Source organism: Amycolatopsis sp. DG1A-15b (assembly GCF_030285645.1).
In the GTDB taxonomy this organism is placed as follows: Bacteria; Actinomycetota; Actinomycetes; order Mycobacteriales; family Pseudonocardiaceae; genus Amycolatopsis.
Genome location: NZ_CP127296.1, coordinates 2,914,393 through 2,935,840, shown reverse-complemented (window position 1 = coordinate 2,935,840; position 21,448 = coordinate 2,914,393). Strand labels below are relative to the sequence as shown.

Genomic DNA, 21,448 nt, shown 5'->3' with positions numbered 1-21,448 from the left:
AGGGGAGTCGTGCTGGTCGGATGCGCGTTCCCTTTCCCGGCCTGAGGATTGGACGCGCAATTGGGACGCTCGTCGGTGTTCACTTTCCAGTACATCGCCATCGACACGGAGGCTGGTGTCACGCCGGAGGAGTTCGAGACCTTCGTGCGTGATGAAGGCGTTCACCTGCCCTTGTACCCGGGGTGGCGGTGGACTCTGCTGCGCGGGTTGCGCGGAGAGCGGACCGGGCAGTACCTGATGTTGTACGAGATCGAGAGCGCCGAGCAGCGCGACCGCTACGTCACGGCCCGGGGTGAGCAGACCGAGCCGGCCCGGCTGTTCTGGGCGCGGCACCCGGAGGCGGAGGCGGTGCTGGCGCGGTGGCGGCGGCTGGGCACGTTCGCTGAGCTGCCGACGTTGTTCACCGACTACCGGCTGCTGGCCGACAATCCGCGCAGCACGGTCACGCCCGGCCCTCGCTACCGCGACCGCCCGGGGGAGGAGCCCGTCGCCCGGGTCATCGGGATCCACAACCTGGCGTTGCGCGCCGGTGTGACCGAGGAGATGTTCGACCGCTTCATCGCCGAGAACCACCACCGGATCGACGACTACCCGGACTGGCGGTTCCACGTGCTCAAGGGCGAGCGGGGCAACCGCCTCGACCAGTACGTGATGATGATGGAGATCGCGAGCCTGGACGCGCTGGACGTCTTCTACCCCGAGCCCGACATCGCCACCGGCGAGGCCGCGGAGTTCGCGGCCGCCCACCGCGACACCAAGCAGATGTACGAGGAGTGGAAGCAGCTGGCCTCGTTCTCGGGCTCGCCGCAGATCTACACGGACTACCTCGCCGTCGCGGAGAACCCGGCGTAGCCCCGCACGACCGGGACGGGCCCGGGATCAGGTGGTGGGTGCGGAGGCAGTCGCCACCCCAACCTTTCGTCACGCGGCAGCCTCAGCTTGCCGACCATCCCGCTGTATAACGCCCTATTCGGCCGCCGATGAGACGTTTCACGTCAGCGGAGTCGCCAACCCCGGTCACCGTACTGCTCAACACGGCACCGAGGTCGACACCAAGACACCGCCGAACTTCACGTTTCGGGCCGAGGCCTGTCACTACGAGCTCTCCTCACCGCGGATGGCATCCACGAGGTCCGCGACCACTTGGTCGAACACGGGGTCGTCGTAGTACGCGCTGTGCCCGCGAAGGGACTATTTCGGCCGGTCGTCGTGGTCGGCCGCGAGCTCGGGATCGCGCAGCCTGACGTCGTTGCCGAGCCGCCGGGCTCAGGCCCGGCCGGTGCCTCCTCGGTAAGGTGCGGGGGAGCGAGGGGGAGGGTGACGGGTGACCGGATCGGGCGAACCACGGCTGCGTTCCGCGGTCCTGGCCGCGGCGTGGGCGCGGATTCCCGGCGTGGACGTCCTCTCCTCGGGTGACGGCGGCCCGCTGACGCGGACCGTCAAGAAGATCATCGATCCGCTGGTGGTCCGTACGGCGGCGCGGCCGCGGCTGGGCCGTCCGCTGCTGGAGCCGGCCGCGGCGGCCGAGCTGACCGGGGTGCTGCTGGCCGACGCGCCGCGGTTGCGGGCGACGGCCGCGTGGTTCACGCACCTGAAGCGGCAACGCCGGGCCCTGCGCATCACGGCGGGCGACGTCCAGGACGTCTGTTTTCCCCTGGCGTACGAGCTGGCGACGGGGTTCGGCATGCCGGGCCCGGATGCGCCGGAGACGGCGGCGGCGGCCTTGCGCGAGTTGCACGGCGAAAGCGGCGAAGCCGGAGTCGCCCGGCTGACCGCGTACCTGGCCGATCCGCGCGTCGCGGCGGACCTGACCGCGGAGCTGCACCGGCGGTGGCACGGGAATTCCGACGCCGGCCTGGCGCCGGAGGACGCGGTGGCGTTGCTCGGCGAGTTCGTGGACCGCCTCTCCGACACCGCTTGGCGGGCGCTCGCCGATTCCGCCGCCGGGCACGCCTTCGGGCTCGCCCTGCGCCGCCCCGAGGGGGCCGGTGCCCTCGCCGAGGCCGTCCCCGGGCTGCCGGGACTCGGCCTGCAACGCGGGGATAGCGCCGCCGTCCCGCCGCTGCGACGGCAGGACGAAACCGGCCCCGAAATCCTCGAACGCAGCGTCGAACGCCGCGTGCGCGCCACCCTGCGTCGGCTTCCGGCCGACGAGCGGGGAGCCCGTCGCCGGTCTCGTCGACGACGAGCTCGCCCGGGTCGCCGCCGGGTTCGGGCTCGGGCGGCCCGCCTTGGCCGCTTGCTTCGCGCTCGGCGTCGTCCTCGCCCCCGCGCTCCGGCCCCTCGACGGCGCCGCGGCCGGCGGGCCCGCGTTCGCCCGGCAGCTCAACGCCCAGGTCGCGCGTGAGGGATACGTCCTACACGCTCGGCGGGCGCTGGCCGGCGCCACGCCGCTCACCCCGCGGCCCGACGCCGAACTCGTGCGTGAGCTGCGCGAATTCGCCAAGCAGTTCCTCGGCAGGCTGTGGATCCGGCTGCACGGCTTCGACGTCCGCGGTGACCTCCCGGCCGGTGCCGGGGACGTCCGGGACCTCGTCACCGGCGTCGTCCGCTCGACCTCGCTGGATCTGCGGACGAAGGTGCGCCGCGCGCTCGTGGCCCGCTTGCCGGAGCTGGAGGCGGTGTCGTGACGCACGCGGTGCACACCCCGGTCCTGGCCGCGGACGGCGCCCTCCTCCGGTTCGCCCTGGCCGACCTGCTCGCCGGCGAGCCCGGGACGATGCGCCTCGAACTCACGGACGCGGCGGCCGCGGAACCGTGGCTGACGCGGCTCGTCGGCGCGGAGCGTGCTCTGGCGGCACTCGCCGCCGGGCACGTCGACGTTCCCGCCCGGCCGGAACCGGCCGCGCTCGCGCTGCTGCTGTGGGCCCGCCGGTGGTGGCCCGCGAGCCCGGCGCTCGGCGTTCCGTCGCTGGACCCCGCGCTGCTGGACCTGGAAGCCGCCGTCGTCACCGCGGCGGTCGAGAACGTCGCCGAAGGCATGCTCGACGGCTTCGAGGCCACCCCGGCGGAGCTGTTCGACGCCGCGGCGGAAGGGGTCGCCGCGACGGTGGTCGTCGAGGAGGTTCGCGCCCTGTGCCAGAGGTTGTCGGCGTGGTTCGACGACCAGGACGACGTCGTGCGCGCCGAAGCCGCGGCCGCGCTGGCCGCCACCGCGTCGCCGGGGCAGCGGGCCTACGCACTGGCCGCCGGGGCCGACGGGCCGGTGGCGGACGCGGGGGTCGTGGCCGAGGGCCGGGCGAGCGTCGACTGGGCGCGCGTGCCGCCGGGCATCCTCGACGCCGCGGAGAACACGGTGGCCTGGCGGATCGTCGCGGCTGCGGCGGGCACCCGGCTCGAGGTCGAAGTCGCGGGGGCGTTCGCCGACGCGGCCCTCACCGCGTTCGCGACCCACGACGGGGAGGTGTTCGCGGAGGTTCCCCTGCACCTGGGGGCCGGCTGGTTCGCCGGCGCGGCCGACCTGGACGAAGCCGCGGCCCGGCGGGGCGTGGCCGCCCCCATCGGAATCGGCGTGGGCGTGACGGCCGAGGGCGTCGCCGGGACCACGCCGGAAGACCGGGCCGAGGTGGTGTCGCTCGTGCGGGCGCGAGCCGCACTGCCATTGGCGGACAGGACGCTCGCCGAGCGCGCGGCCGCCGCGTCCGCCGAAGAGGAGTTCTGACGTGCTCGTCGGCCTGCCGCCGCCGCACACCCCGCCGGACCGGCCGCTCCCGGCGGAACTGGCGGGCACGAGTTCGCACGGCTACAACTGCCGGTGCGTCGCGGTCCACTTCGGCCTCGACCCGGCGCCGTACGGCGAACTGCCCGCGTGTTCGCTCACCGAAGCCGGGTACCGGCGGCTGTTGGCCGAAGCGGTCGAGGTCCAGAACGAGGCCAAGCGGCTCGCCGCGGCACGGGACATCGCGGGCGCGCACCGGGCCTACGGCCGGATGCGGCAGCTCGCGCGGCAGCTCGACCGGACCGACCTCGAAGTCGCCGCCGTCAGCGATCTGGCCACCGTCTGCTATTCGGCGGGGGACCTGCGCAACGCCCGCCAGTGCGCCGAAGCCGTGGTGGCCGCCTTCCGCGTGAGCGCCGCCGCCGCTGTCCACTTCGGACAGTATGCCGAACTGCGGACGATCGAAGGTTCCCGCGAAGTCGCCGAGCGCGTGCTCGTCTCTCTGTCCACCGAGGACGGTGACGTGGCAGGGGCCCGCGAGCTGATCGCGGGGCAGCGCCGCCGGGCGGCCCAGCGGAAGGCGGCCGGGCCGGGGCAGTACCCGCCCGAGCTGCTCGACCCGCACGGCACCGACGAACTGGAGCTGCGCATCCTCGAGGCGCGCGTGCGGATGACCGCCGGGGACCCGGCCGGCGCCTTGACCGCGATCGAGGAGATCCTCACGGCACTGGCGAGCATTGACGGGGCCGACGCCCAGGTGGCGGGGCTGCGGGCGATGGCGCTCGCCGAACGCGCCCGGCTCCGCCAGGCCGGCGGCGAGGACGCCGGCGCGCGGGCGGACCTGTTCCGGCTCGGCGCCGGGCACGAAGGCCGGCCGGCGGCCGCGAAGTTCGCCATCGACCTGGCCGCGGACCGGGCGCTGGGCGGCGACCTCCCGGGCGCGGTCGCGGCGATCGTCACCGCCCGCGACGAACTCGCGGCGGCGGGTGCGACCGGCGACGTGGCGGACGCGAGCCACGCGCTCGGCACGTTGCTGCTGCTCACCGGCGACCCCCGGCAGGCCCGCGACCAGTTCGAGCACGCGGGCAAGCTCTGGACGGCCAACGGGGACACCCCGGGCCTGCGCCGGCTCGACGTCGCGCTGGCCCGCTGCGCCGCGGCCGAAGGCGACTGGGCGACGGCGGAGGAACACGTGACCCGCGCGCGGGAGTCGGCGCGGGCGGCCGGGGAGTGGACCGAGCGCCTGCACACGGACTTCGTGGCGGCCACGATCGGCTTCGCCCGCGGCGAAGACCTGCGAGCGGTGCTGGACCTGCTGCTCCCGGTGGCGCTGGCCGCGGCGGACTACCGGTTCGAGTTCGCTTCGCCGCGAGCGCGTACGGCCTGGGCGCGTGACGTCGCGGGCCCGGCGACCGAACTGCTGATGGCGCTCCTCGCCCGGCTGAACGAGCCGAGGCTGGCCGCCGAACTGATCGAGCGGACCTGCGCGGTCGGGGCGTACACGGGAGCCGGGGCACCCGCGCTCGACCTGACCGGCTCGGTCCCCGCCCTCCCGGTGGCGCTGCCCGCCGCCGGGCTGCCGCTCGCCGCACTGGGCACCGTCACGGCGTCGCTCCCGCTGCGGCTCGCGCCGCCGCCCGCCCTGCGCTGGTCTCCCGGCTCGCCCATGGAACTCGACCGCTGGCTCGAGGTCGCCGCCGAGCGGTACGGCCTGCCCCGCCCGGCCACCGAAACCGTGGCGACCTGGCCCGCCGCCGATCCCGGCCGCGAGACGTTCCTCCTGCGCTACGCCGACGCCGGGCACACCTACCTCAGCTGGCGGACCACCGGCGACCTCGACACCGTCCACACCCACCCGGTCGACGCCGCCCTGGTCGCGACCGCCCGGGAGTTCCTGGCCGAAGCTTCGCCGACGCCCCGCGAAGGCGAGAGTGTCGCCGACGCCGTCCAGCGTTCGCTCGGCGCCTTCGGCACTCTCGAGGGCGAACAACGGCTGGCCCGGATCCTCGCCCTCAACCTGCTGCCCGCCGACCTCGTCGCGCGGCTGCGGGAGGCCGCCGGCAGCGGACGGCGGCCGCTGCTGCGCGTGCAGCCGTCGCCGAGCCTGGCCGCGGTGCCGTGGGGCCTGCTCGCGCTGCCCGACCGGCGGCCGGACCACGCGCTCGAACCCGGCGGGGAAAGCAGCTGCTTCGACGGCGATGACCGCGTCCTCGACGTCTCCGACGTCTCCCTGCTCGCCCCGGCCGGTATCCCGCGCCGCCCGCCGGCCCCCGACGGCCCGCCGGTGTACTTCCTCGACCCGCGGATCCCCGGCCAGAGCGCCTTCGGCGAACTGGGCTCCATGCTCGGCAAGCAGGACGCGGCGTCACCGCTGATCCGCCACCTGGACGCGCGGCTCGCCGCCGGCCCGGTCCGGCCGTCCGCCACGCGGGGGCTCGACCTGGTCCGGCGCACCGACACCGACCGGCGGCTGCTCGCCCGGCTGCTGGCCGAGCCGTGTTCACGGCTGGTGTTCGCCGGGCACGTGAGCCGCGTCCGCGACGAACACGGCGCGCAGACCGCGCTGCACCTGTCCTGCCCGGCCGGGCTGCCCGGCACGGCCGAGCCGATCGGGTCGCACCGGCCGTTCACCGCCGCCGACCTCGCCCTGTCCGAAGTGGACACCATGCCGGCCAGGGTGGCGCTGATCGGCTGCGCCAGCGCGAGCGACTTCGGCCTGCCCGAGCCGTTCGGCGTGCTGCTCGCCGCCGTCGCGGCCGGGGCGCAGCTGGTCGCTGCGACGGTCTGGTCGCTGCCGACGTCGGCCGCGGTACCCGGCGCGGACCCGATGGCCGAACTGGTGATCGCCGTCGACACCGCCCTCGACGGCGACGACCCGGTCACCGAGCTGTGCGCGTGGCAGCGGACCCGGCTCGCGCAGTGGCGGGAGCGGCCCGAGCCGGCCCGCTCGCCGGTCTTCTGGGCGGCGCTGACCTGCCTCGACGCCTCCGACGACCGGCAAACCCGGGTTCGGTAGCGGCGCGCCCCGCCGAAGCTGTGCACACACCGCACAGCGAAAGGCAGGGCCGATGTTCAAGAAGATCCGCGACAAGGTCAACGAGGCGACCCAGCAGGGCGCGGCCCGTGGCGCGCAGGAGTTCCAGCAGCACGCGGAGCAGTTCCGGCGGGCGGCCGCGGCCCAGGGGTACGACATCACCCCGCAGCTGCCGACCCCGCAGCTGGCCGCCCAGGCGTTCCGGAACCTCAACGCCGACCCGGACATGGCCGCGTTCCTGGCGCTGCCGATGGAGGAGCAGCTGCGCCAGCAGCAGGAACTGCAGGCCTACGGCACGGAACTGCGCCGCCTGTACGACACCGGCGAGCCGGCCAGCCTGGTCGTCCGGGCCCTGGAGCCGACCGACCGGACCGTCGCCGGGCAGGCCCGGTACACCGCGACGCTCGAGGTCACCCGCGCCGACGGCACCACCTACCGGACGGTGACCCCGCTGATCACGCCGCAGGCGACCATCCAGCAGTACGCGCCCGGCACCCGCCACGAGGCCCGCCTCGACCCGGCCGACCCGGCGAAGGTCGCCGTGTTCGGCCCGATCGCCTAGGTGCGGCGCCGTGTTCGGAGCATTCGACCTCGGCCTGCCGGGCGATCCGCGGCCGGCCCGCCGGGCGGGACGGCGGCTGTGGCTGCTCGGCGTGCCCACGACGCTCGCCTGGGCGGCGGTGGGCTGGTCCGGGGCGCTCGGGCTGCTGGACGGTTTCCGGCTGATGTCACTGAACCGCGTCGACGCGTGGGGGGCCGACGCGGGCCCGGTGGTTTCACTCGTGCTGTTCTTCAGCGTCGCCATCACGGTCGCGTCGTCACTCGGCTTCGCGATGCTGTGGGGCGACGGCCTGTCGTTGTCCCGGCTGGGCGTCGGCCTCCGGGCGAGCTCGCTGGCCGCGGCTCTGGGCGTGGCGCTGGGCACCGGCGTGGCGATCCCGTCGTGGAGCCCGCCGGAGTCGGTGGGGCAGCGGCTGCCGTCCCAGGCCGACGGCAAGTCCACACCGTGGTCCGATGTGGACTGGGTCGTCTACTACGAGCCGTACCTGCTGCCCGCGGTGTCCGCGCTGGTGGCCCTGGTCGTGATCGTGGTGCTGCTGCGGGCCTTCCTCGCCGCGGCGGAGGCGGACGACCGCGTGGAGAGCCTCCGCCGCGGCGGCCGCCAGGTGACCGGCCACGTGACGCACGTGGAGTTCACGAGCGTCTGGATCATGGGGCACCCGCGGTTCGTCGTCCACGTCCGGTTCCCCACGGAGTCGGGGGAGCGCACGGTGGTGACGACCATGGTCACGCCGCTGTTCCAGGCCCCGGCCCGCGGCTCGACGGTGCTGGTCCGCTACGACCCCCGGGACCCGGACGAGGTACTGGTGGAACCGGATCCGGCTGCGGCGTTCCCGGGCCCGCCGTTCGATTGGGGCGTGTCCGACGAATAGGCAGGGTTCAGGTGGACAGACAGGAGTCAAGATGTTCGGTTCGAAGAAGAAGCTCAACGATCTGATGGTGCTGCTCAGGCCCGACCTGAGCCGGGAATCGCTCGGCGCCGGACCCGGCTTCCCGGGCGTCGCCCCGAACCCGCTGCTGAGCAGTGCTGCGTGGAAGCGCAACGCGGAACTGCGTACGGGGGTGCTTGCGCTCGGCGTTCTCGTCGACTGGCGGGAGGTCAACAGCAATCCACGCGTGGTCCTGATGTTCGACGTGGAGACCGCCGACGGCATCTCGTTCCGCGGTGTCGCCGACGAAAGCCTCACGATCACCGAACTCACCCGGCTCGCCCCAGGACGGACGTTGCCCGTGCGCTACCGGCCGGCCGTCATGGACCACTACGTCGCCCTTGCCCGGGACGCGGACCCCGCCCACGTGCGGCAGCTCTCCGACGTGATCGCGAGCCGCAAGCGGAGCTGACCCGAAGCCATCGGCCGGGTCCCCAGCAGTCCCATCGAGAATCCGGAGCACGTCCATGTCAGCTGCGCCCACCCACCTCGGTCCGGTCGCCCTCGCGCGCGGATTCCTCACCGGCGGCGTCATCGGAGCGGCCCTGTGCGCCGGCGTCACCGGTGTCGTCATCGAGAGCGTGCCGGTGTTCCTGGCCGGCCTGGGGCTCCCGTTCGGCTACGGTGTCCTGTTCTTCGTCGCCGGCATACCGCGCCGTGCCCGAGAGGCGGCGGTCGTTCCCCGCGTCGCCCTCGCGCGGATCGAGAGCCTGCGCGCCGGCGGCACCGAAACCGGGGACGTCCCGCTCACCTTGGTCCTGACGGTCGCGCCCGAAGCTGCGCCGTCGTTCCGCGTCGAGGCCACCCACCACGTCAACCTGGTCGACCTCCCGCGCTACCGGGCGGGTGACGTCCTCGTCGTCGAGTACCCGCCGGGGCAGCCGTGGCGGGCCGAGGTTGTGCCGCACCCGGCGCCGGAGTGGGCGCGCCGCGCGGCGGAGACGGTCGTCGAGCCCGCGCCCGAGTCCACTTTGGTCCAGCGGCCGCCGGAGGGGTGCGGGTTCACCGTGGTCGTGTTCATCGGGCTGCTGCTCGGCGCGGCCACCGTCCTCGGCCTGTTCCGCGCCGAGCTGTTCAGCCCGGAGCCGGTCGCCGAAGAGCCGGCCTCGTCATCAGAATCGTCGTCCACCACGGTGACGTCCGCTTCGAGCTCCGCGACGATCACCGTCGGCCCGGAGCAGTCCTTGCTGGACGCGGGGGAGCTGCGCCGGGCCGTCGACGCCCTCGCCCGCGGGGCGGACGTCTCGCAGGTGCTCACCGCCGTCATCCAGGAGCACCGGCTTTCGGTGGTCTTCGCGCCCGCCGATTCCGCCGTCCAGCGGTTCGACCTGCGCGAGGTGCCTGCCGACCGCATCCCGGACCTGGTCGCCCAGGCCGGCGGCACCCACGACGTCGGCTCGCCGCGGACCTGGCAGGTCACGGTCGTCCGGCTGCCGGCCGCGCTCACGGTCCGCGCGACCGTGAGCGGGCCCGGCGGCAGTGCTTCGGTGGCCCTGCCGCCGGGGTGATCGCCCTCAGGCGGTGGCCGCGTCGCGGACCAGGGCGGTGTCGGTGAACTGTTCGAACCGGACGATCAGCCCGCCGCGCACCGTGAAGTGGTGGGCCACCCGGACGTTCAACGGTTTGCCGGTCGCCTGGTGCGTCGCGGTGTAGCGGGCCAGCACGACGACGTTCTCGCCGTCGACGACGTAGGTGTCGTCGTGGGCCGCCCAGCCGTCCCAGTCCTGCGCGAGCTTCTCCATGACCCCGCTCGTGACGCCCTCCGGGGTGCGGTAGGTGCCGGCGAGCGGGAACCCGGCCATCTCCGTCCACTCGACGTCCGGGGCCAGCGTCTCGCGCAGGGCGGCGAGATCGCCCGCGGCCGAGGCGAGGTATTGACGCCGGACGACGGCGGCGGGCGCGGTGTCGTCGGTCAGCCCCATGTCATTTCACCCTTCGCGACCTTGGTGCCGAGCGAAGCGGCGATCTTCAGCCCGGCGTCCGGGTAGGCGGCCAGCAGGCTTTCCTCGGCCGCCGCGGCGTCGGCCGCGTCCGTGACGGTCTTCTCGAAGAACCGCAGGTATTCGCGGGTGTGCCGGATCGCCGTCAGGTCGGTGGGTGCCCCCGCCACGCGGTGACCGGCGGCGACGAAGGTGGGTTCGAGCGCTTCGAGCTCGTCGAGGACGCGCAGCCATTCCGCGCGCTGCTCGGTGCTCGCGCTGTCGGCGGTCCAGACGTGGAGGCCCTCGAACAGGAGCACGCCCCCGAGCAGGGCGCGTCCCTTCGGCTCGAAGAGGTACCAGGCGCGGTCGCCCAGTGCCGTGCTGCCGCGGCGTACTTCGATCTCGACGCCGTCCACGGTGACCGACGGCGTGGTCAGTGGCGCGATGTCGACCAGGCGGGTCGGCAGGTTGGCGCCCAGGTGCGCCCACGCGGCCAGCTTCTTCTCGTAGCTGTCGCGGATGTGCTCGATGACGTCGGCGGGCGCGAGGAACACCGCCTCCGGGAAGGCGTCGGCGATGACCTCGGCGCCAAAGTAGAAGTCCGGGTCACCGGCGGTGATCAGGACGGTGGTCAGCCGCTTGCCCGAGTCGAGCAGCGCGGCGACGATCCGGTGCCCGTCGGCCCGGGTGAAGGCCGCGTCCACGACGACGGCCTCGGTCTCGCCGGTGACCAGCACGCTGGTCTTGTTCAGCGAGGTGTCGGCGGCGTCGATGATCCGGTAGCTCAGGGAACTCATGGTCAGGTCCTGCTTTCGCGTGTCAGAGGGAAACGGAGGCGAGGTGGCGGTCGAGGGCGGCGGTCAGCTGCGTGGCCGTGGCCGCCGGGCCGCCCAGCCGCAGCACACCGGTCGCGGTGTGCAGCAGCAGCGTCGGGTAGGCGGTAACGCCCAGCCGGGCGGCACGGGTGAAGTCCTGGGCCGCCCCGGTGCGGGCGTTGAACGCGGTCAGCACGTCGTCGGCGGCCAGGCCCAGCAGTCCGGCGATGTGCCGGTAGGTCGAGGCCTCGGACAGGCTCAGCCCGTCGAAGTAGAATGCCCGCTGCATCGCTTCCGCGGCGGCCAGTGCCTGCCCGGGCGCCGCCGCCCGCAGCGCGGCGAACCCGGCGGCGGCCGCCGTGGAGTCCATCTCGAAGCGGCCGTCGGCGACGAGTGCGCGGTAGCCGGGCCCGAACTCAGCCCCGGTCAGCTCGGCGATGCGCGCGTTGGCGTCGGCCACGTACGGCATGGTGCCGATCGGCGCGACCCGCGCCCCGGTGAACAGGCCGCCGCTGACGACGTCGAGCTCGATCCGCCCGGCGTTCGCGGCGGCGAAGTCGCGGATCGCCGGGCCGAAGCCGTAGCACCAGCCACAGTAGGCGTCGAACACATAGGTCAATCTCGCTTTCATGCCCCTCAGCCTAGGAAGCCGACCTGCGGGTTTCACGGTCGTGACCGGACGTACCATGGTAAAAATGGGACATCCCGCGCGCGCCGCCATCCGGTCTGTCCGGTATGACCCGCCGCCCGGCGTGACCGGCGAGATCGAGCTCACCTCGCTCGCGCGCATGCGGGCCCGCGCCGGCCCGCAGGAGTTCGTTGCCCCGCAACGCCTCGGCTTCGACCTGCTGATCCGGCTCGAGGCGGGCAGCGCCGTGCACACCGTCGACTTCACCGGCTACCCGCTCGGACCCGGCGACGTCCTCTGGGTGCGAGCCGGGCAGGTGCAGCAATGGGGAGCCATCGACGGCATCGAGGGCCAGGTCTTCCTGATCAACCCGGCCGCGATCGACAGCGGCACCCGGGAACTGATCCGCGCCGCGGACGTCACCACCCCGAACCACTGGACCGCCGCCACGATGGCGGGCACCCCCGCGGCGGCTGCTCTTGACGCCGCACTGGCCACCGCCGCGGCACCGCCGGCCGCGGGTCTCCGCGACGCCGCACTGGCCCGCGCCCTCGCCGCGGCCCTGCTCCTCCTCGTCCTGGCCGGCCAGGAAGGCAGCGGCCACCGCCCGCCGACGCACCAGGCGTTCCTCTGGTTCCGCGACGAGCTCGAGGCGAACTTCCGCACCTGGCACAAAGTCGCCGACTACGCCGCCCGCCTGGGCTACTCGACCCGCACCCTCAACCGCTTGGCCCGCGACAACACCGGCCTGTCCGCCAAGCAGCTCATCGACGAACGCGTCGTGCTCGAAGCCAAGCGCCTGCTCGCCCACGGGCACGACACGATCGCCCGGACCGCCGAACAGCTCGGCTTCGACGACCCGTCCAACTTTTCCAAGTACTTCCTGTACCGCACGGGCATGACACCGGCAGGCTTCCGGGACCGCGTCAGACCGCAACGCTGAGGCCGCGGGTCTCGCTCGACTGCGGCTTCGCCTACCCGCATGACGGACATCAGGTATCCGCCGCACGTTCCCCATGCGGCGAGGCTCAGGCGCGCCCGGCGGGCAGCCAGTCGGCGGGGACGGGATACCGTCGGAGCGCGACGAAGACCGACTTCTCGTCGCCGGGCCGCGCCGGGTCGAAGAGCACTTCGGCACCGCCGGGCCCGATCACCAGCCCCGTGTCGCGGGAGCGGCGGGTCGCCCAGCGCCGGACGCCCGCCGCGTCGGGGTAGGACACGGTCACGGTGGAGCCTACGATCCGGGTGCCCGACTCGTCGCTCGCGAGGCGGAGCTTGACTTCGATGACGTCCGCCGTCACCCGGCAGCCGTGCGCCAGCAGGCGATCCCGGGTCCGGGCCAGCTCGGCGTGCCGGCAGCCGGAGGCCACCGCGTGCGCCGCCGCGAGCAGGGTCAGGCCGAGCAGCAGCGCGGGCGCCCACCAGTCGGCGTAGTAGAACACCCACGCCCAGAACCCCCAGGTCTCGTCCTCGTGGAACACCGGGTCCACCGCGGTGCCCACCGCGAGCGGAGGGAGCCAATCCCGGGCCGACACCCAGGTGCCGGCTGTGCTCCCCGAAAGCGCCAGGACGACCGGGAACACGGGTCCCCCCGAACGTCCCCGGTAGCGCCGCACGAGGGCACCGGCGAGCGTGGCCGTGACGAGACAGAGGAGAACACCGAGCGTGCCCCAGACGACGACGTACGGCGGCTCCCCGTCCCCGCGGTCGGCGAAGACGCTGTCGATCGCCATGGTCCGGAACTGCTCCATGAACCCGCCGAACCCCAACCCGGCCAGGGCGCCCGAACCCAGGGTGGCGACCGAAGCGGCGACCGCACCGGCGAGCACCCCACGGTGCCCGCGCCACCGCTCGAGCCGTTCGTGGCGGGCCTCCGCCGGATCCACGGTGTTCACCACGTCCCCCTCCATTCGATCGCGCCCCCAGCGGGACGTGTCCAGCCTGCGCCGGGCCGGGCGCTACCGAACCCGGGTTTCGAGCTTCGGTAGTGCCCGCCGGCTGCTCGCAATACCCCGGCAACAGCGGAACGCCGGTTCACGGCCGATGGGACTGCTGGCTAGGTCATCGCCCTTTCAAGGCGAAGAACCAGGTTCGACTCCTGGCGCCTCGACCAGCACGACGCGAATCCGTTGTCGTGCCGGGATGATTGGCCGAGTCCGGTAAGGCAACCGTCCCGAAAACGGTGGTCGGGCGAGCACTTCCGGCGCGTTGCACCGCAGGAGCACCACGGCAGAGGAGAAGCGCATGGAAACCGACCGGTACGTCGAGGCACCCACCTACCACCGTCCCCGGCCCGGCGATCCGCCGTCGGTGTTCCTGGCCGGTGGCATCACCGCGGTGGCCGAGCCGTGGCACGAGCACGCGGTGCGCACGCTGCTGGGCGCGCCGCGGCCCCTGATCGTGTTCAACCCGTGCCGGGCGGACTTCCCGATCCACGACCCCGGCGCGGCGTTCGAACAGGTCAGCTGGGAGCAGCACCACCTGCGGCTGGCCGGGCTGACCCTGTTCTGGTTCCCCCGTTCGGACGCGGCGAAGACCACGCAGCCCATCGCCCTGTTCGAGCTCGGGCAGGCCCTGGGGGAGGGACGGCGCATCGTCGTCGGCGCGGACCCCGGCTACCCACGCGAGCACGACGTCCACCTGCAGTGCCGGATCAACCGCCCGGGGATGCCGGTGTGGTCCACGGTGGACGACACCCTCACCGCGGCGATCGAAGCCGCACACGGTTGATCGCCCTTCTGGAGAGCCTCACCGCTGTGTGCCGGTCATCGACCGCCGGCCTTGAGGCCGAGGACGACGCCGAGGTGGAAAGGCTCGCTTCCCAGCGCGCTCGCCGCCGGGTGCAGGCCGAGCACCCTTGACAGGGTGACCGCGTTCGCTACCCTACTTTCTGGGAGCGCTCCCAGGAATCGGGTATTGCTCAAAGGAGAGCAGATGACGCAGTGGAGAAAGGCGTTCGGCGCGCTGGCCGCGGCTGTCGTGGCCGCGAGCGGGTTGGTCGCCTTGGGCGCGACTGGCCAGGCCGCCGCGGCGGCAAGCGGTACGGGTAGCGGATACCTGCACACCAGCGGCAACAAGATCCTGGACAACACGGGCGCGACGGTCCGGCTGACCGGCATCAACTGGTTCGGGATGGAGACCGACAACAAGACCTTCCACGGCCTGTGGTCCAGCCGCACCTGGCGCCAGCAGCTCGACCAGATGGCTCAGCTGGGCTACAACACGCTGCGCGTGCCGTTCTCCGACGACGCGCTGAAACCCGATGCCAAGGCCACCGGGATCAACGACTACACCAATCCCGATCTCATCGGGCTCTCGCCACTGCAGATCCTCGACAAGGTGATCGGCTACGCGGGCCAAAAGGGAATGCGCGTCATCCTCGACCGGCACCGGCCGACCAGTTCGGGGCAGACCCCGCTCTGGTACACCGCGGGCGTCCCGGAGAGCACCTGGATCAACGACTGGAAGACGCTCGCCCAGCGCTACGCGGGCAACACCACGGTCATCGGCGCGGACCTGCACAACGAGCCGCACGCCGAGGGCACCAACCCGGCCGCGACCGGCGCGTGCTGGGGCTGCGGCGACACCGCCCGCGACTGGCGGCTGGCCGCCGAACGCGCGGGCAACGCGATCCTGGGCGTACAGCCGAACTGGCTGATCTTCGTCGAGGGCGTGAGCTGCCCGAGCGGCGGGCTGTCGAACGTGTGGGACGGCGACCCGTCCAACGACGAGGACTGCGGCTGGTGGGGCGGGAACCTGTCGAAGGCCGGCGAGTTCCCGGTACGCCTGTCGGTGCCCGGCCGGCTGGTGTACTCCCCGCACGAGTACGCCACCTCGGTCTACAACCAGCCGTGGTTCAGCGCGCCTGATTACCCGGCGAACCTGACCGCGATCTGGGACAAGTACTGGGGTTACCTGTACAAGCAGAACATCGCGCCGCTGATGATGGGCGAGTTCGGCACCACGCTGGCGAACCCGGTCGACAAGGTGTGGCTGGAAAAGCTGATGGCTTACACCGGGACCGGCGTCAACGGCATCTCGTTCACCTACTGGTCGTGGAACCCCAACTCCGGCGACACGGGCGGCATCCTCAACGACGACTGGACCACGGTCAACCAGGCGAAGCAGAGCATCCTCCAGCCCTACCTCATCCCACCGGCCGGCGGCGGGCCCGACCCGACGACGACACCCACGACCCCCACGTCCGGCGGTGGCACCGGCGGGTGCAAGACGGCGTGGAAACTGGACAATTCCTGGCAGGGCGGCTTCCAAGGCGCGCTGACGGTGACCAACACCGCGACGAGCGCCGCCAATCCGTGGAAGGTCGTGTTCACCCTGCCCGCCGGGGCCACCGTCGCCAGCGGCTGGAACGGCACCTTCACCCAGAGCGGCACCACGGTCACCGTGACCGCGCCGTCCTACAACCCGTCTCTGGGCGCGGGAGCGGCCGTGTCGCTCGGCTTCACCGCCAACGGCACGTCGGGCGCACCGTCGGCCGTCACGCTCAACGCGGCGGCCTGCACCACGTGACCGGTCCTGGCTGCGGCGCCGGCCGGGCGCCGCAGCCAGGCCACGTCCTGTTCTTCCGACGCGGTCTGCCAGCTGGGCGTTGTTGTAGACGGTCACCGCGTCGCAGGCCGGGCGGGACCGACGAAGCCGAGGTACCGGTGACGACCAGGGCGATCGGGTACTGGTCGTACTGCCAGACGCAGCTGTACCGGGCCCGGCCCTGCTCGTCGGTCCACGAGCCGGAGATCCTCGAGCCCACGATCGTCGGGTCGCCGGTGATCGTGAAATTGCGCTTCGGGGTGCCGTGCCCGCGCCGCGGGAGCGATGTGCGACGCCGGCCAGTTCGCCGTGGCGGAGCTCAGCCTGAGCTCCCTCTTCGCCGACTGCGAGACCACGGCCGGTCCGGAGCACCCGGGCACCCTCGCCGTCCTCGACCTCCTGGGCTCCACCCAGTTCCGGCGCGAGCGGCTGCCCGAGTCCGCGCGCAGCCACCGGGAAGCCCGCCGCCGGGCGGTCTCGGCGCTGGGGCCGGATCACCCGAAAACCCTGAAGTACGGCCACAACCTCGGCTGCACCCTCTCCCTGCTGCGGGCGTGGGACGAAGGCTGCGGGACGTGCTGAGCCGTCGCACGCGGAAGCTGAGGAAGAAGCACCCCGACACGATCGACACCGCCAAGACGCTCGGTGTCGCGCAGTACATGACCGGGGACAAGCAGGCTGCCGCGGTGACCCTCCGGGCGGCGTACCAGGCGGCGCTGAAGGCGTTCGGAGCCGCAGACCCGCTGACGGAGGAAGTGGCGCGCAACCTGGAGATCGTGCTGCGCAGCCAGTGACTGGCCACCTTCGAACCGATTCGACGGCCTGCGCGGTTGGGCGTAAATTTCACGTCCCGCGCGGTCTCGCCGTCGGGGAGTGGCTGCCGGATCCGCTCGGGTCACACTCGCCGATATCGAGACGGCAGAAGGGATCCATGGCGATCCCCGGGCTGCGGCGACGTCCGGCGGATGATCACTTGCCGCCGTCGGGCGCAAGACGTCGTTGACCTGCCGCCGACCGGGTTCGTACCATCCTGGCGAACCCATCGAGCGAACCGGTTCGACGCCGACTGCTCCCGTGGAGAGGGCACCGATGTCCAGCTCACCGCACCAGCTTCCGAGGTGCCAGGCGAACCGGCCCACGCGGCGGCGAGCACCTTCACCCTCGGAGCCCGGCGTACGGACACCGCCTTCCAGGACATCCCCTGCTACACGTCGACCGATCTGGCGAACTGGACCCACCAGGGGATCGCGCTGGCGAAACAGGCCAGTGGCGACCTCGGGCCGAACCGCATCGTGGAACGGCCCAAGGTGCTCTACAACGCCACCACCCGGATGTACGTGATGTACCTGCACATCGACAACACGAGCTACTCCGATCAGCGGGTCGGGGTTCCCGACCGTTGAAGAGCCCGCGCCCCAGCCGGATGTCGCGCGGTCGGCCACCTCGCACCCACCCCGCACCGACGATCCCGGTGCCGCTGGTCGTGCCCGCGTTGGGCGATGTCGAAGCACAGCCCGGACTGAACCGGCAGCGGAAGCTGCGGACCTGACGCCCCCACCACAGTTCCACGCACTCACGGGAGACGATGATGATCGACCCGCAGGACCAAGGACGATCCATCCGCCGGCGCACGGTTCTCGGCGGGGGCTCGCCGCTCTGGGGGCCGTGGCCCTGCCGGGCGGGATCGCGTCGGGCACTCCCGGCGCGGCACCCGAAGCCGCGGCGGCGTGGGTGGACCCGCCCAACGGTTACCCCGAGTGGAACAACAACATCGGGATCTTCGAGGTCAACTCGGAGCCGCCGCACGCGACCTCCATGCCGTACGCCGACCTCCAGCAGGCGCTGGACGCCGACCGCACCACGTCGCCGTACCGGCTCGACCTCACCGGGACGTGGCGGTTCAAGCACGTCGCCAAGCCCGCCGACCGTGACCTGAACTTCCACCGCACCGACGTCGACGACACCGCCTGGCCGACCATCCCGGTGCCCGCCAACTGGCAGCAGCACGGCTACGACTTCCCGATCTACGTCAACTACACCTACCCCTGGTGGGGCGCCAACGGGCAGAACGAGAACGCCCAGCCGCCGTTCGCGCCGACGCGGTTCAACCCGGTCGGCCAGTACCGCCGGCGGTTCGACCTCCCGGCCGCCTGGCAGGGGCGGCGGGTCCACCTGCACTTCGAGGGCGTCAAGTCCGGGTTCTACCTGTGGGTCAACGGAACGAAGGTCGGGTACCGCGAGGGCTCGTACACGCCGGCCGAGTTCGACGTCACCGACTACGTCCGGGCCGGCTCCAACCTGGTCGCGGTCGAGGTCTACCGGTTCCCGGACGGGGACTGGTTGGAGGACCAGGACATGATCCGGCTGTCCGGGATCTTCCGGCCGGTCTTCCTGTACTCGGTGCCCGCGGTGCACCTGCGCGACTTCACGCTCACCACCCCGTTGCGGGACAACTACACCAACGCCGACCTGGCGGTGAAGGTCGCGGTGCGCAACCGCGGCGCGCAGCAGTCGGGGACGTACTCGGTGGAGGTCCAGCTCTACGACGCCAACCGGCAGGCCGTCTGGCCGTCGCCCCTGCGGGTACCGGTGAACGTGGGCGCGGTGCCGGTCGGGCAGGACGCGACGGCGCAGGGTTCCCAGGCCGTCCAGGGCCCGAAGCTCTGGTCGGCCGAGCACCCGAACCTCTACACCGCCGTGCTGCAACTGCGCGACCCGTCCGGCGCGGTCACCCAGACCGCGTCGGCACGGGTCGGCTTCCGCGAGTTCACGCTCTCGGGCGGCCTGATGCGGATCAACGGTCAGCCCGTGTCGTTGCGCGGCACCAACCGGCACGAGACGAACCCCGACCGCGGGCAGGCGTTGACCCGCGAGGACATGGTCACCGACATCAAGCTGATGAAGCGGCTCAACATCAACGCCGTCCGGACCTCGCACTACCCCAACAATGCGGTGTGGTACGACCTCGCCGACGAGTACGGCATCTACGTCATGGACGAGGCCAACCTGGAGACCCACGGCGTGCGGGACAACTACCCCGACTCCAACTCCGCCTGGACCGCGGCCGTCGTGGACCGGGCCGTCCAGATGGTGCACCGCGACAAGAACCACCCGTCGGTCGTCATCTGGTCGCTCGGCAACGAGGCGGGCGGCGGCAGCAACTTCGTGACGATGCGCAACGCGATCCGCTCGGCCGACCCGACCCGGATCGTCCACTACGAGGGCGACAACCGGCGCGAGGTCAGCGACATCCGGTCCCGGATGTACGAGAGCCCGTCCACGGTCGAGGGCCGCGCCAGGGACACCTCCGACACCCGCCCGTACGTGATGATCGAGTACTCGCACTCGATGGGCAACTCCACCGGCAACTTCAAGGAGTACTGGGACATCGTCCGGCGCTATCCGATCCTGCAAGGCGGGTACATCTGGGACTTCGTCGACCAGGGCCTGCGCCGGCCGATCCCGTCGGGCGGCAGCGGGACCTACCTCGCGTACGGCGGCGACTGGGGCGACAACCCCAACGACGGCAACTTCTGCGCCAACGGCATCGTCACCGCGGACCGGCGGCCGTCCGGCAAGGCGGCCGAGGTCAAGCGGGTCTACCAGGCGATCACCGTCTCGGCGGGCGCGGACCTCACCAGCGGGGTCGTCAAGATCACCAACGAGAACCTGTTCACCAACGTCAACGAGTTCACCGGCCGGTGGGCGCTGGTCGCCGACGGCACAGTCGTCCAAAGTGGAGCGCTCACCGCCGCGCAGCTCGACATCGCGCCGTTGACGAGCAAGACCGTGCAGCTGCCCGTGCAGCGGCCGACCGCCCCGGCGCCGGGGGAGGAGCACTTCCTCGAACTGTCGTTCACCCTTACGACCACCACGGCCTGGGCCGACGCGGGGTACGAGGTGGCGCGGCAACAGCTCCCGGTGAACTTCTCCAGCCCGCCCGTCGTGCCGACACCGGTGGCGGACGTGCCGGCGTTGACGGTCACCGAGGCCAGTGACCGCGTCACCGTCGCGGGAACGGACTTCACCGTCGTCTTCGCCAAGGCGACCGGCACGATCAGCTCGTTCGACGCGATGGGCGTGCGGCTGGTCAACTCCGGCCCGGTGCCGAACTTCTGGCGCGCGCCCACGGACAACGACCGGGGCAACGGCCAGCCCAGCCGCAACGGCACCTGGCGGCGTGCCGGCCTGGACCGGACCGTGACCGGCTTCTCCGTCAGCAAGCCGTCGGACCGCGCCGTCCGGATCGCGGTCACCGGCACCCTGCCGACCAGCGCCACGTCGACGTACACCACGACGTACACGGTGTACGGCAACGGGGAGATCAAGGTGGACAACACCCTGCACCCCGGGGCGGCCAGCCTGCCGTACATCCCGGAGGTGGGCACGATCCTGTTCCTGCCCGCGGACCTGGAGCAGATGCGCTACTACGGCCGTGGGCCGGAGGAGAACCACTGGGACCGCAACAGCGGGTCCGACGTCGGTGTGTACTCCTCGACCGTCTCGGGGCAGTGGACCGGTTACATCCGGCCGCAGGAGAACGGCAACAAGACCGACGTGCGGTGGGCGGCGTTGGTCAACGGCAGCGGCCGTGGCCTGCTCGCGTTCGGCGAACCGCTGCTGGAGGTGAACGCGTCGCACTTCACCCCGGAGGACCTGTCGACCGGTACCCGGCACGACTACCAGTTGACGCGGCGGTCGGAGGTCGTGCTGCGGCTCAACCACCGCCAGATGGGTGTCGGCGGCAACGACAGCTGGGGCGCGCAGACTCTGGACCAGTACAAGCTGTTCGCCAACCGGGACTACTCCTACACCTACCGGCTGCGGCCCCTGCCGGATGTCGGCCAGGCCCTGGCGCTGTCCCGGCGACCGATGGAGACGGCGGGCGGCGGCAGCGGTCCGCAGACCGGCGTGTACTACCGGCTGGTGGCCCAGCACAGCGGCAAGGCCGCGGACATCAACGGCGCGTCCACCGCGGCCGGAGCGCTGCTGATCCAGTGGTCGGTGTCCAGCGGGCTCAACCAGCAGTTCGACTTCGTCGACTCGGGTAGCGGCTACTACCGGATTCGGGTGCGGCACAGCGGCCTGGTGTTGCAGGTCGCGAGTTCGAGCACCGGCGCCGACATCAGCCAGCAACCCGATTCCAACGCCGCGAGCCAGCAGTGGCGCGTGGTTGACCAGGGCGGCGGCACGGTGAGCCTGGTCAACCGCCAGAGCGGCCTGGCGATGGACGTGTTCAACGCGTCGACCGCCGACGGCGCCCGCATCTCGCAGTGGACCCCGGGCGGCGGTGCCAACCAGCGCTTCGCCCTCCAGCGCGTGTGAGCCGGTAGTCCGGGTGCGGACCGACCTG

General features: G+C 72.3%; 20 protein-coding genes and 1 tRNA gene. 17 read left to right on the top strand and 4 right to left on the bottom strand.

The genetic code is table 11. From position 1 onward, the window contains the following. Positions 1-75 precede the first annotated feature (75 nt). The 9 genes from QRY02_RS13380 to QRY02_RS13340 all read left to right on the top strand — a co-directional run bounded on the left by QRY02_RS13380 (position 76) and on the right by QRY02_RS13340 (position 9,690). Entirely contained in the window at positions 76-852 is a 777-nt protein-coding gene (locus QRY02_RS13380; protein ID WP_285991859.1) for a hypothetical protein, read from the top strand. A gap of 472 nt (positions 853-1,324) precedes the next feature. Further along, on the top strand, positions 1,325-2,347 hold the full coding sequence (locus tag QRY02_RS13375; protein WP_285991858.1) for a hypothetical protein: 1,023 nt from the start codon (positions 1,325-1,327) through the stop codon (positions 2,345-2,347). 73 nt (positions 2,348-2,420) lie between these two features. Next, on the top strand, positions 2,421-2,630 hold the full coding sequence (locus tag QRY02_RS13370; RefSeq protein ID WP_285991857.1) for a hypothetical protein: 210 nt from the start codon (positions 2,421-2,423) through the stop codon (positions 2,628-2,630). After that, positions 2,627-3,661 carry a hypothetical protein gene (locus QRY02_RS13365; protein ID WP_285991856.1) on the top strand — a complete coding sequence of 345 codons (1,035 nt, stop codon included), beginning with the start codon at positions 2,627-2,629 and terminating at the stop codon, positions 3,659-3,661. The genes QRY02_RS13370 and QRY02_RS13365 overlap by 4 nt, the downstream gene beginning before the upstream one ends. Position 3,662: 1 nt before the next feature. After that, positions 3,663-6,674 (top strand): hypothetical protein, encoded by a 3,012-nt coding sequence (locus QRY02_RS13360; protein WP_285991855.1) that lies wholly within the window; start codon positions 3,663-3,665, stop codon positions 6,672-6,674. Positions 6,675-6,726: 52 nt separating this feature from the next. Further along, a complete protein-coding gene (locus QRY02_RS13355) occupies positions 6,727-7,254 on the top strand; it encodes a hypothetical protein (protein WP_285991854.1) in 528 nt (175 codons plus the stop codon). A gap of 10 nt (positions 7,255-7,264) precedes the next feature. After that, positions 7,265-8,125 (top strand): DUF3592 domain-containing protein, encoded by an 861-nt coding sequence (locus QRY02_RS13350; protein ID WP_285991853.1) that lies wholly within the window; start codon positions 7,265-7,267, stop codon positions 8,123-8,125. Between the two features lie 31 nt (positions 8,126-8,156). Continuing rightward, on the top strand, positions 8,157-8,594 hold the full coding sequence (locus QRY02_RS13345; protein WP_285991852.1) for a hypothetical protein: 438 nt from the start codon (positions 8,157-8,159) through the stop codon (positions 8,592-8,594). A gap of 55 nt (positions 8,595-8,649) precedes the next feature. Continuing rightward, on the top strand, positions 8,650-9,690 hold the full coding sequence (locus QRY02_RS13340) for a hypothetical protein (protein WP_285991851.1): 1,041 nt from the start codon (positions 8,650-8,652) through the stop codon (positions 9,688-9,690). A 6-nt stretch (positions 9,691-9,696) separates the two neighbouring features. Here the strand turns inward: QRY02_RS13340 and QRY02_RS13335 are convergent, their stop codons facing one another. The 3 genes from QRY02_RS13335 to QRY02_RS13325 are packed head-to-tail and all read right to left on the bottom strand — an operon-like array spanning position 9,697 to position 11,550. Next, complete coding sequence (locus QRY02_RS13335) at positions 9,697-10,104, bottom strand: nuclear transport factor 2 family protein (RefSeq protein WP_285991850.1); 408 nt, start codon at positions 10,102-10,104, stop codon at positions 9,697-9,699. Continuing rightward, positions 10,095-10,901 (bottom strand): MBL fold metallo-hydrolase, encoded by an 807-nt coding sequence (locus QRY02_RS13330; RefSeq protein ID WP_285991849.1) that lies wholly within the window; start codon positions 10,899-10,901, stop codon positions 10,095-10,097. Before QRY02_RS13330 ends, QRY02_RS13335 begins: the two co-directional genes overlap by 10 nt. A 22-nt stretch (positions 10,902-10,923) precedes the next feature. Continuing rightward, entirely contained in the window at positions 10,924-11,550 is a 627-nt protein-coding gene (locus QRY02_RS13325; RefSeq protein WP_285991848.1) for a DsbA family protein, read from the bottom strand. A 64-nt stretch (positions 11,551-11,614) separates the two neighbouring features. On the opposite strand from QRY02_RS13325, the gene QRY02_RS13320 reads away from it, so the two are divergent. Then, on the top strand, positions 11,615-12,490 hold the full coding sequence (locus QRY02_RS13320; RefSeq protein WP_285991847.1) for a helix-turn-helix domain-containing protein: 876 nt from the start codon (positions 11,615-11,617) through the stop codon (positions 12,488-12,490). 85 nt (positions 12,491-12,575) lie between these two features. Here the strand turns inward: QRY02_RS13320 and QRY02_RS13315 are convergent, their stop codons facing one another. Continuing rightward, positions 12,576-13,445: a hypothetical protein gene (locus tag QRY02_RS13315; RefSeq protein WP_285991846.1), complete on the bottom strand. Its 870-nt coding sequence runs from the start codon at positions 13,443-13,445 to the stop codon at positions 12,576-12,578. A 143-nt stretch (positions 13,446-13,588) separates the two neighbouring features. Here QRY02_RS13315 and QRY02_RS13310 point away from each other — a divergent pair. The 7 genes from QRY02_RS13310 (at position 13,589) to lacZ (ending at position 21,420) form a co-directional block, all read left to right on the top strand. Next, positions 13,589-13,660: transfer RNA gene (locus QRY02_RS13310), tRNA-Glu, on the top strand. A gap of 131 nt (positions 13,661-13,791) precedes the next feature. Beyond that, a complete protein-coding gene (locus QRY02_RS13305; protein WP_285991845.1) occupies positions 13,792-14,277 on the top strand; it encodes a nucleoside 2-deoxyribosyltransferase domain-containing protein in 486 nt (161 codons plus the stop codon). Between the two features lie 204 nt (positions 14,278-14,481). Then, a complete protein-coding gene (locus QRY02_RS13300) occupies positions 14,482-16,077 on the top strand; it encodes a cellulase family glycosylhydrolase (RefSeq protein ID WP_285991844.1) in 1,596 nt (531 codons plus the stop codon). A 303-nt stretch (positions 16,078-16,380) separates the two neighbouring features. Beyond that, a complete protein-coding gene (locus QRY02_RS13295) occupies positions 16,381-16,677 on the top strand; it encodes a tetratricopeptide repeat protein (RefSeq protein ID WP_285991843.1) in 297 nt (98 codons plus the stop codon). Beyond that, positions 16,671-16,889 carry a hypothetical protein gene (locus tag QRY02_RS13290; protein ID WP_285991842.1) on the top strand — a complete coding sequence of 73 codons (219 nt, stop codon included), beginning with the start codon at positions 16,671-16,673 and terminating at the stop codon, positions 16,887-16,889. The genes QRY02_RS13295 and QRY02_RS13290 overlap by 7 nt, the downstream gene beginning before the upstream one ends. Positions 16,890-17,213: 324 nt before the next feature. Next, complete coding sequence (locus tag QRY02_RS13285) at positions 17,214-17,498, top strand: glycoside hydrolase family protein (protein WP_285991841.1); 285 nt, start codon at positions 17,214-17,216, stop codon at positions 17,496-17,498. Positions 17,499-17,760: 262 nt separating this feature from the next. Next, the gene (gene lacZ / locus QRY02_RS13280) at positions 17,761-21,420 is read left to right on the top strand and encodes a beta-galactosidase, LacZ type (RefSeq protein ID WP_285991840.1); all 3,660 of its coding nucleotides are present in this window, start codon (positions 17,761-17,763) and stop codon (positions 21,418-21,420) included. Positions 21,421-21,448: the final 28 nt, after the last annotated feature.